The sequence below is a fragment of the Pseudomonas sp. NFACC13-1 genome, from assembly GCF_900104425.1.
Classification (GTDB): domain Bacteria; phylum Pseudomonadota; class Gammaproteobacteria; order Pseudomonadales; family Pseudomonadaceae; genus Aquipseudomonas; species Aquipseudomonas fluorescens_AA.
In genome coordinates this window covers 179,388-189,423 of the sequence record NZ_FMXV01000014.1, presented here as the reverse complement: position 1 = coordinate 189,423, position 10,036 = coordinate 179,388, and the positions used below count along the sequence as shown (strand labels likewise).

Annotated in this window: 8 protein-coding genes; 6 read left to right on the top strand and 2 right to left on the bottom strand. The window is 61.2% G+C overall.

The window, feature by feature from the left end; translation table 11 throughout:
* Positions 1–423: 423 nt before the first annotated feature.
* Both BLQ55_RS18510 and BLQ55_RS18505 read right to left on the bottom strand, forming a co-directional pair.
* Entirely contained in the window at positions 424–1,917 is a 1,494-nt protein-coding gene (locus BLQ55_RS18510) for a CoA-acylating methylmalonate-semialdehyde dehydrogenase (protein WP_072410360.1), read from the bottom strand.
* A 72-nt stretch (positions 1,918–1,989) separates the two neighbouring features.
* A complete protein-coding gene (locus BLQ55_RS18505; protein ID WP_092255736.1) occupies positions 1,990–3,339 on the bottom strand; it encodes an omega-aminotransferase AptA in 1,350 nt (449 codons plus the stop codon).
* Between the two features lie 123 nt (positions 3,340–3,462).
* Here BLQ55_RS18505 and BLQ55_RS18500 point away from each other — a divergent pair, with 123 nt between their 5' ends.
* The 6 genes from BLQ55_RS18500 (at position 3,463) to BLQ55_RS18475 (ending at position 9,977) form a co-directional block, all read left to right on the top strand.
* The gene (locus BLQ55_RS18500) at positions 3,463–4,383 is read left to right on the top strand and encodes a LysR family transcriptional regulator (protein ID WP_092205123.1); all 921 of its coding nucleotides are present in this window, start codon (positions 3,463–3,465) and stop codon (positions 4,381–4,383) included.
* Positions 4,384–4,605: 222 nt separating this feature from the next.
* Positions 4,606–5,256: a TetR/AcrR family transcriptional regulator gene (locus BLQ55_RS18495; RefSeq protein ID WP_060739307.1), complete on the top strand. Its 651-nt coding sequence runs from the start codon at positions 4,606–4,608 to the stop codon at positions 5,254–5,256.
* Between the two features lie 7 nt (positions 5,257–5,263).
* The gene (locus BLQ55_RS18490; protein WP_092255733.1) at positions 5,264–5,845 is read left to right on the top strand and encodes an IMPACT family protein; all 582 of its coding nucleotides are present in this window, start codon (positions 5,264–5,266) and stop codon (positions 5,843–5,845) included.
* 534 nt (positions 5,846–6,379) lie between these two features.
* On the top strand, positions 6,380–7,933 hold the full coding sequence (locus BLQ55_RS18485; RefSeq protein WP_092255730.1) for an ABC transporter ATP-binding protein: 1,554 nt from the start codon (positions 6,380–6,382) through the stop codon (positions 7,931–7,933).
* An 11-nt stretch (positions 7,934–7,944) separates the two neighbouring features.
* The gene (locus BLQ55_RS18480; protein WP_092205120.1) at positions 7,945–9,051 is read left to right on the top strand and encodes an ABC transporter permease; all 1,107 of its coding nucleotides are present in this window, start codon (positions 7,945–7,947) and stop codon (positions 9,049–9,051) included.
* Positions 9,051–9,977: an ABC transporter permease gene (locus tag BLQ55_RS18475; RefSeq protein ID WP_092205119.1), complete on the top strand. Its 927-nt coding sequence runs from the start codon at positions 9,051–9,053 to the stop codon at positions 9,975–9,977. The genes BLQ55_RS18480 and BLQ55_RS18475 overlap by 1 nt, the downstream gene beginning before the upstream one ends.
* The last annotated feature ends 59 nt before the right edge of the window (positions 9,978–10,036 follow it).

The window sequence follows — 10,036 nt, the reverse complement described above, 5'->3', positions numbered from 1 at the left end:
TATCTGTCAAGCGGTTATTTTCAGAAGTTTTCAAAGTTTCGCTTCCGAAACATCAACAACTTCAACCACTTGCGCTTCCGATCTCTCGTTAGCGGGAGGCGAATTCTACAGCGTTACTCGCTGCTGTCAACACCTCTTTTTCACCGCTTTCGACCGAGAAGATCGAACCGCATATAGAGCCAAACAACACTGCTCTATCTGCGCCTTCCGGGCTTCGATGAACTGAAGCCCTGCACCGTCGAAACCTACTTAACTCATTGAATATCAAGGAGTTTTCCGTTTCGACTGCGCCGGAAGTGGGGCGAATTATAGACTTCCAGAATCTGCCGTCAACAGCTTTTTTCATAATTCTGTCACATCGATCAAAAAGCCCCACAAACATGGAGGCCGGCGCCTGACGGCGCCGGCCTCTTCTCTGACCGATTACAAGCTGGGGAATGCGAACTGTGAAGCCTCATGGCTGGCACGCTGCGGCCAGCGCTGGGTGATCGCCTTGCGACGGGTATAGAAACGCACGCCGTCCGGGCCATAGGCGTGCAGGTCGCCGAATAGCGAACGCTTCCAACCGCCAAAGCTGTGATAGGCCACAGGCACCGGCAACGGAACGTTGACGCCCACCATGCCGACCTCGATCTCGTCGCAGAACAACCGCGCCGCCTCGCCATCGCGGGTGAAGATGCAGGTGCCGTTGCCATACTCGTGATCATTGATCAGTTGCATCGCCTCTTCCAGGCTGTTGACCCGGACGATGCACAACACCGGCCCAAAGATCTCTTCCTTATAGATGCGCATCTCGGGGGTCACACGATCGAACAGGCAGCCACCCAGGAAGAAGCCCTCCTCGTGCCCAGCCACACTCAAGCCGCGACCATCGACAATCAGCGAAGCACCCGCCGCCACACCCTCTTCTATATAGCCACTGACCTTGTCCCGGTGCTGACCGGTCACCAACGGCCCCATGTCCAGCCCGCAAGACGTGCCGGCACCGATCTTCAACGCCTTGATCTGCGGTACCAACTTGGCCACCAGCGCATCCGCCACCTGGTCGCCCACACACACTGCCACCGAAATCGCCATGCAACGTTCGCCGCACGAACCGTACGCCGCGCCCATCAACGCGCTGACGGCATTGTCCAGGTCGGCATCCGGCATCAGCACCGCATGGTTCTTCGCCCCGCCCAGTGCCTGGACGCGCTTGCCACGTCGAGTGCCCTCGGCATAGATGTATTCGGCAATCGGCGTCGAACCGACAAAACTCAGCGCCTTCACTTCCGGCGCTTCGATCAGCGCGTCCACCGCGGCCTTGTCGCCATGGACCACGCTCAAGACGCCCTTGGGCAAACCGGCTTCCAACAGCAACTGAGCGATCAGCAACGTCGAACTCGGGTCGCGCTCGGACGGCTTGAGAATGAAGCAGTTACCGCAGACGATCGCCAGCGGATACATCCACAGCGGAACCATCGCCGGGAAGTTGAACGGCGTGATGCCTGCCACCACGCCCAAGGGTTGAAAGTCTGACCAGGCGTCGATGTTCGGTCCTACGTTGCGGCTGTATTCGCCTTTCAGGATTTCTGGCGCTGCACAGGCAAACTCGACGTTCTCGATGCCGCGCTTGAGTTCACCGGCCGCGTCTTCCAAGGTCTTGCCGTGTTCTTCGCTGATCAACTGGGCGATACGCGCCTCGTTTTGCTCCAGCAATTGCTTGAAACGGAACATGACCTGCGCACGCTTGGCCGCAGGTGTATTGCGCCAGGCCGGGAAAGCCGCCTTGGCGGCGTCGATAGCCTGCTGGATGGTCGCGCGGTCGGCCAACGGCACCTTATGGATGGCCTGGCCAGTGGACGGATTGAAAACGTCGGCGGTGCGAGCGCTGTCACTCAGCAGTTCGCCATTGATCAAATGCGGGATGAGGCTCATGGGGGACTCCGGAATTATCCACAGGCGCCCGTGACCGGACGCCCGTTATCGAAAGCTATAGAGAAGGACGCATCAGTCGAGCTTGTTCAGCACTTCACCGACGGCATCGAACAGGCGATCCAAGTCCTGCGGCTTACTGTTGAACGTAGGCCCGAATTGCAGGGTGTCGCCGCCGAAGCGCACATAGAACCCGGCTTTCCACAACGCCATGCCGGCCTCGAACGGACGCACGATGGCATCGCCATCGCGCCCGGCGATCTGGATCGCGCCGGCCAGGCCATAGTTACGAATGTCGATGACGTTCTTCGCGCCCTTCAAGCCGTGCAGCGCATTCTCGAAATGCGGGGCGATCTCGGCCACGCTCTGTACCAGGTTTTCCTTTTGCAGCAGGTCCAGCGCCGCCAGGCCAGCCGCGCAAGCCACCGGGTGCGCCGAGTAGGTGTAGCCGTGGGGGAATTCCACCGCGTACTCAGGCGTCGGCTGGTTCATGAACGTCTGGTAGATCTCGCTGCTGGCAATCACCGCACCCATGGGAATCGCGCCATTGGTGACTTGCTTGGCGATGCACATCAGGTCCGGGGTCACGCCAAAGCTGTCGGCACCGAACATCGAACCGGTGCGACCGAAACCGGTGATCACTTCGTCGAACACCAAGAGAATGCTGTGCTGGTCGCAGATTTCCCGCAGGCGCTTGAGGTACCCCTCTGGCGGCACCAGCACACCGGCCGAGCCAGCCATCGGTTCGACGAACACCGCAGCGATGTTGGACGCATCGTGCAGTTCGATCAGCTTCAGCAGCTCATCGGCCAAGGCGATGCCACCTTCTTTCGGCATGCCACGGGAATAGGCGTTGCTGGCCAGCAAGGTGTGGGGCAAGTGATCGACATCCATCATCGCCTGGCCGAACAACTTGCGGTTGCCGCTGACACCGCCGAGGCTGGTGCCGGCGATGTTTACCCCGTGATAGCCACGGGCACGGCCGATCATTTTGGTCTTGGTCGCCTGGCCCTTGAGGCGCCAGTAGGCGCGGACCATCTTCACCGCGGTATCGGCGCATTCGGAGCCGGAATCGGTGAAGAACACATGATTGAGATTGCCCGGGGTCAGGCTGGTGATTTTTTCCGCCAACTGGAACGACAGCGGATGACCGTACTGGAACCCCGGCGAATAATCGAGGGTGCCCAGTTGCTTGGCGACCGCTTCCTGGATTTCCTTGCGAGTGTGCCCGGCACCGCATGTCCACAGCCCCGACAGCGAGTCGTACACCTTGCGCCCCTTGTCATCCACCAACCAGCTGCCTTCGGCGGCGACGATCAGGCGCGGATCGCGCTGGAAATTACGGTTGGCGGTGTAAGGCATCCAGTGGGCATCGAGCTTGAGCTGGTTGGCCAGGGAACCGGCAGCGTGTTCGGGCATGTTCATCGACAAAAACCTCGCAAGTCATAAGCGACAGGGAATCGAAAGCGTTCTTGCAGCTAAGTTGCCACGGCGATAAAGTCGATGAAATGCAACTTTTGTAACCTTCAGTCGGCGGATCACTAAACTATGAGCGCGCGTCGTCCCGATCCACTGGCCCAGGTCAGCGACTTTGATATTCGCCTGCTGCGCATTTTCCGCAGCGTCGTGGAATGTGGTGGGTTTTCCGCCGCGGAAACCGTGCTGGGCATCGGCCGCTCGGCCATCAGCCAGCAGATGAGCGATCTCGAGCAACGCCTCGGTTTGCGTCTGTGCCAACGCGGGCGCGCGGGTTTTTCCCTGACCGAGGAAGGCCGCGAGGTGTATCAGTCGGCGTTGCAGCTTTTGAGCGCACTGGAAAGTTTTCGCACCGAGGTCAACGGCCTGCACCAGCACTTGCGCGGCGAATTGACCATCGGCCTGACCGACAACCTGGTTACCCTGCCCCACATGCGCATCACCCACGCCCTGGCGCAATTGAAAGAACGCGGGCCCGACGTGCAGATCCAGATTCGCATGATCGCCCCCAACGAAGTCGAGCAAGGCGTACTCGACGGGCGCTTGCATGTCGGCGTGGTCCCCCAGGCCAGTGCCCTGTCAGGGCTGGAATATCAACCGCTGTACAGTGAGCGGTCGCTGCTGTACTGCGCGGTCGGGCATCCGCTGTTTTATGTCGATGACCAGCAGCTTGAAGACGCTCGCCTCAATAGCCAGGACGCCATCGCCCCCACGTTCCGCCTGCCGGCCGAGATCCAGGCCCACTACCAGGCGCTCAATTGCACCGCGAGTGCATCGGACCGTGAAGGCATGGCGTTCCTGATTCTCACCGGGCGCTACATCGGTTACCTGCCTGATCACTACGCCAACCTCTGGGTCCAGCAAGGTCGGTTGCGGCCCTTGAAACCCGCGGCACGGTTCTATGACCTGAGCCTGGCGTCGGTTACGCGCAAGGGTCGCCGGCCTCATCTGGTGCTGGAGAGTTTCCTAGAGAGCCTGGCGGCCACCCGCTGATCCCATTTACCCCTTGTGGGAGCGAGCTTGCTCGCGATAGCGATAGGTCATCCACATCATCATTGACTGACTAACCGCTATCGCGAGCAAGCTCGCTCCCACATTGGTCGAGGTTGGCCTGGTCATCGGCGGAGGTCTTTTTAGTGTGATGACACTTGTCGGATTGATGCCGGTGCGCTATCAACGCATTTGCTTGCCCACAGACCCAGCCCGGAAACGCCCATGACCTTTGAAGTCCCAGCCCACAGTGGCAAGCCCACCAGTCGCATTCGTCAAAAGAACGAAGAGACGATCCTCAAGGCTGCCGAAGATGAATTCGCCCGCCACGGGTTCAAAGGCACCAGCATGAATGCCATCGCCCTCAAGGCCGGGCTGCCCAAGGCGAACCTGCATTATTACTTCACCAATAAACTCGGCTTGTACGTGGCGGTGCTGAGCAACATCATCGAATTGTGGGACAGCACCTTCAATACCCTCACCGCCGAGGATGATCCGGCCGAAGCCTTGACCCGCTATATCCGCGCCAAAATGGAGTTCTCTCGTCGCCAGCCCCAGGCATCGCGGTTGTTTGCCATGGAAGTGATCAGCGGTGGCGAATGCCTGACCGAGTATTTCAACCAGGATTATCGCGCCTGGTTCAATGGTCGGGCGGCCGTGTTCCAGGCCTGGATCGACGCCGGCAAGATGGACCCGATCGATCCGGTGCACCTTATTTTCCTGTTGTGGGGCAGCACCCAGCATTACGCCGACTTCGCCACCCAGATCTGTCGCGTGACCGGTCGCAGCAAGTTGACCAAGCAGGACATGATCGATGCGGGTGACAACCTGATCCGCATCATTCTCAAGGGCTGCGGCCTGACACCCACTCTTTAAGATCGCCATGCCCTTTACCCTTGCCGGTTTTTGCGAGTACCGCGAAGAAATTCGCAAAAGCCGCTTCATCACCTTCGCCGCGCCCATCACAAGCCCCACCGATGCCCAAGCGTTCATCGAGCAGCACAGCGACCTGGATGCCACGCACAATTGCTGGGCCTGGAAACTCGGCGACCAATACCGCAGCAACGACGATGGCGAACCAGGTGGCACCGCCGGGCGGCCGATCCTGGCCGCGATCGAAGCCCAGGCCTGCGATCAAGTCGTGGTGCTGGTGATTCGCTGGTACGGCGGGATTCAACTGGGCACGGGTGGGCTCGCCCGGGCTTACGGCGGCGGTGCGAACAAATGCCTGCAAAACGCCGAAAAAATCGAACTGATCAGCCGTGTGCCGCTGCACTGTAGCTGCGGGTTCGCCGAACTGCCCCTGGTGAAACTGCGCGTCGCCGAGTGCGGCGGGTTGGTGAACGAAGAACGCTTCACCGCCAATGGCGTAGACCTGCAATTGGCCGTGGGTGAAGCTCACATCGAAACCTTGCAGACGCAACTGGCCGGCCTGAGCCGTGGACGGATCCTGCTGGAGCGTTGAGTTCGCAGGCTTGCAACCTTTCAGGGCATCGCGCAATCGTTCAACTTGCCCACATCCACTGTGCACCCGACTGTGGATAACCTGAGCACATTCCTCTGTAACCCTTCTGTCATGCGGGTTTCAGAGGGTTGCTCATTTTTCGTCCAAAGTCCTGCCCAATCGACAAATCCATCTGCAAAACAAATGCTTGCAGGGGTTTATCACCTTTAGAAGAAAGCCTCGCATTGCTTATGCCCGAGTCTCCAGCTTGCGCACAATAACTGTGGAGCAACCTGTGGATAACCCGTTCATGGCTCCTCCCGCCCCAAGAAGATCACGGCTCGCGGTCGCTTGTTCAATTTTTAACCACCCATTTCAGGGCAAACCGATGCCTGCATAAAACATGCGCGCTCCAACCCGGTGCAAATTTTCCTGTTGCAGCTATCCAGGCCATACGCAGAGGGCCTTGGCAGCGGGGCCAAGGCATTTTCCTGACCTCATGGCCAGGAAATTGCTTTATCCACAGGCATTCCTGTCCATCGGCCCGAGCCTGTCATGTCCAACCCCGACTCCATCGCGCGCCTGCAACTGCGCAAGATCAGCAAACGCTACCCCGGTTGCCTGGCCAACGACGCCATCGACCTGAGCATCCAACCCGGAGAAATCCACGCCCTGCTCGGCGAAAACGGTGCGGGCAAAAGCACCCTGATGAAGATCATCTACGGCGTCACCCCTGCCGATTCGGGTGAAGTGATCTGGCAAGGCCAGCGCGTCAACCTGCGTAACCCGGCCCAGGCTCGCAGCTTGGGCATCGGCATGGTATTCCAGCATTTCTCGCTGTTCGAAACCCTCACCGTTGCGCAGAACATCGCCCTGGCAATGGGCGCGACAGCCGGTTCGCCAGCACAGCTGGAACCCCGGATTCGCGAAGTGTCCCGGCGCTACGGCATGGCGCTGGAACCGCAGCGGCTGGTTCACAGCCTGTCGATCGGCGAGCGCCAACGGGTGGAGATCATTCGCTGCCTGATGCAGGACATTCGGCTGTTGATTCTTGATGAACCGACCTCGGTGCTCACGCCCGTGGAAGCCGAAGAGTTGTTCGTGACCCTGCGCCGGCTGGCGAGCGAGGGCTGCAGCATTTTGTTTATCAGCCACAAGCTCGGAGAGGTGCGAGCCTTGTGCCACAGCGCCACGGTACTGCGAGGCGGGCGGGTTTCGGGGCATTGCACCCCGGCGCACTGCTCGGACCGGGAGCTGGCACAACTGATGGTCGGCGAAGCGGCCGGGCTGATCACGGACTACCCCAAGGTCAGCGCAGACAAAGCCTTCCTGCAAATCAACCAGCTGTCCTGGCACAACCCGGACCCGTTCGGCTGCTCGTTGAGGGGCATTGACCTGGAGGTCTGCAGCGGCGAAATCGTCGGCATCGCCGGGGTGGCGGGCAACGGCCAGGACGAATGGCTGGCGTTGCTCAGCGGAGAAACGCAACTTCCCCGCCAGCAAGGCGAAACGATCCGATTCGCCGGTCAACCCGTCGCGCACCTGCGCCCCGATGCCCGTCGTCGACTCGGCCTGGCATTTGTCCCCGCCGAACGCCTGGGCCACGGCGCCGTGCCGCAATTGAGCCTGGCGGATAACGCCTTGCTCAGCGCGTTCCAACAGGGCCTGGTCAGTCATGGGCTGATTCGACGCCGCCAGGTCGAACACCTGGCCGAGGAAATCATCCGTCGCTTCGGTGTGAAGACACCTGACACCCGAACCCCGGCACGCAGCCTTTCGGGGGGCAACTTGCAGAAATTCATTCTTGGCCGGGAAATTCTCCAACAGCCAAAACTGCTGGTGGCCGCGCACCCGACCTGGGGCGTGGACGTCGGGGCGGCGGCGACCATCCATCATGCCCTGATCGCCCTGCGCGATGCGGGCGCGGCCATTCTAGTGATCTCCGAAGACCTCGACGAACTGTTCCAGATCAGCGACCGCCTCGGCGCCTTGTGCGGCGGGCGCCTGTCGGCCTTGCGCCCCACGGGCGAGACCCGGCTCAGCGACGTCGGCGGCTGGATGGCCGGCCAGTTCGACGCCCCTCAACCCTCTGCCCCCGCGCCGGTATAACGGAGTTTCACATGCTGCTTTCTCTCGAACCCCGCGGCCAGCAATCGCGCCTGATGCTCTGGTGCTCGCCGCTGCTGGCCGCCGTATTGACCCTGGGCTGCGGCTCGCTGCTGTTCATCACCCTGGGGCATGACCCGTTGCAAACGCTGTACACCCTGTTGATCGCCCCGATCAGCGACCTGTACGGCGTGTCCGAGTGGCTGGTCAAGACCTTGCCGATCCTGCTCTGCGCCCTCGGTCTGGCCGTGGCCTATCAGGCGCGGATCTGGAACATCGGCGCCGAAGGCCAACTGCTGCTGGGCGCCCTGGCCGGCAGTGCCTTGGCGGTGAACATCATCGACGTGCAAAGCCGCTGGGCATTGGTGCTGATCCTGCTGACCGGCACCCTGGCAGGGGCGGCTTGGGCCGGACTCACGGCGTGGCTGCGCACGCGTTTCAATGCCAACGAAATCCTGACCAGCATCATGCTCAATTACATCGCCCTGAACCTGCTGCTGTTTTGCGTTCACGGGCCGTTGAAAGACCCGGCGGGTTTCAACTTCCCGGAGTCGGCGATGTTCGGCGAGGCCAGTCGCCTGCCATTGCTGCTGGAGGATGGCCGGGTCCATGCCGGGCTGTACTTCGCCCTGCTGGCGTTGGTGGCGGTGTGGGTCTTGCTGCAGAAAAGCTTCGTCGGTTTTCAAATCAAGGTGCTGGGCCTCGACGCCCGCGCCGCCGGTTTCGCCGGTTTTCGCCAGAAGCCGCTGGTGTGGCTGGCGCTGTTGATCAGCGGTGCGCTGGCCGGGCTGGCCGGCGTCTGCGAAGTGACCGGGCCGATCGGCCAACTGGTGCCACAGGTGTCGCCGGGCTACGGCTATGCGGCGATTACCGTGGCATTCCTGGGACGGCTCAATCCCATCGGCATTCTGTTTGCCAGCCTGTTGATGGCGTTGCTGTACATCGGCGGCGAGAGCGCGCAGATGTCGTTGAACCTGCCCCAGGCGATCACCCAGTTGTTCCAGGGGATGATGCTGTTTTTCCTGTTGGCCTGCGACGTGCTGATCCTCTACCGGCCACGCCTGAACCTGCGCTGGACCCGGCGCGCCCGAACCACTGCGGTACAGGCAGGAGCCCTGTGATGGATATCGACCTGTTGAGCAATATTTTCTACGCCATGGTGCGCTGCGGCACGCCACTGCTGCTGGTGGCCCTGGGTGAATTGGTCTGCGAAAAAAGCGGCGTCCTCAACCTGGGCCAGGAAGGCATGATGCTGTTCGGCGCGGTGATCGGTTTTATCGTCGCGTTCAACAGCGGCAACCTCTGGCTCGGCGTGCTGCTGGCGATGGCCGCCGGAATGCTGTTGTCGGCATTGTTCGCGCTGGTGGCACTGGTGTTCAACGCCAATCAGGTGGCCACCGGGCTGGCGCTGACGATTTTCGGGGTGGGCCTGTCGAGTTTTGTCGGCGCGACCTGGGTCGGCAAACCGCTGGCGGGATTCGAGCCGCTGGCCATTCCCTACCTGAGTGACATCCCCTTGATCGGGCGGATGCTGTTTGCCCAGGACTTGCTGGTTTACCTGTCCTTCGCGCTGTTTGCCCTGGTGGCGTGGGTGCTGATGAAAAGCCGCACCGGATTGATCATCCAGGCCGTCGGCGAGAACCCCGATGCCGCCAGCGCCATGGGCCTGCCGGTGTTGCGGGTGCGGACCCTGGCGGTATTGTTTGGCGGCGCCATGGCCGGGTTGGCCGGCGCCTATCTGTCGTTGGCCTACACGCCGATGTGGGCCGAGAACATGAGCGCCGGCCGTGGCTGGATCGCTCTGGCCCTGGTGGTGTTCGCCAGTTGGCGAGTGTGGCGCCTGCTGCTGGGTGCCTACCTGTTCGGCCTCGCCAGCATCCTGCACCTGGTGGCCCAGGGCTTGGGGCTGGCGATTCCATCGAGTCTGCTGGCGATGCTGCCCTACGCCGCGACCATCATAGTGCTGGTGCTGCTGTCCCGGGATGCCGTACGCACCCGGTTGTATGCGCCGGTGTCACTGGGGCAGCCTTGGCAGGCGGGGCATTGAGATAGACCGCGGCGCACCTATCGCGAGCAAGCTCGCTCCCACACCAGACCAGGTGAACA

Coding starts and splice junctions, on each gene's coding strand:
- BLQ55_RS18510 (WP_072410360.1), bottom strand. CDS start 1,917: ATGAGCCTCATCCCGCATTTGATCAATGGCGAACTGCTGAGTGACAGC.
- BLQ55_RS18505 (WP_092255736.1), bottom strand. CDS start 3,339: ATGAACATGCCCGAACACGCTGCCGGTTCCCTGGCCAACCAGCTCAAG.
- BLQ55_RS18500 (WP_092205123.1), top strand. CDS start 3,463: ATGAGCGCGCGTCGTCCCGATCCACTGGCCCAGGTCAGCGACTTTGAT.
- BLQ55_RS18495 (WP_060739307.1), top strand. CDS start 4,606: ATGACCTTTGAAGTCCCAGCCCACAGTGGCAAGCCCACCAGTCGCATT.
- BLQ55_RS18490 (WP_092255733.1), top strand. CDS start 5,264: ATGCCCTTTACCCTTGCCGGTTTTTGCGAGTACCGCGAAGAAATTCGC.
- BLQ55_RS18485 (WP_092255730.1), top strand. CDS start 6,380: ATGTCCAACCCCGACTCCATCGCGCGCCTGCAACTGCGCAAGATCAGC.
- BLQ55_RS18480 (WP_092205120.1), top strand. CDS start 7,945: ATGCTGCTTTCTCTCGAACCCCGCGGCCAGCAATCGCGCCTGATGCTC.
- BLQ55_RS18475 (WP_092205119.1), top strand. CDS start 9,051: ATGGATATCGACCTGTTGAGCAATATTTTCTACGCCATGGTGCGCTGC.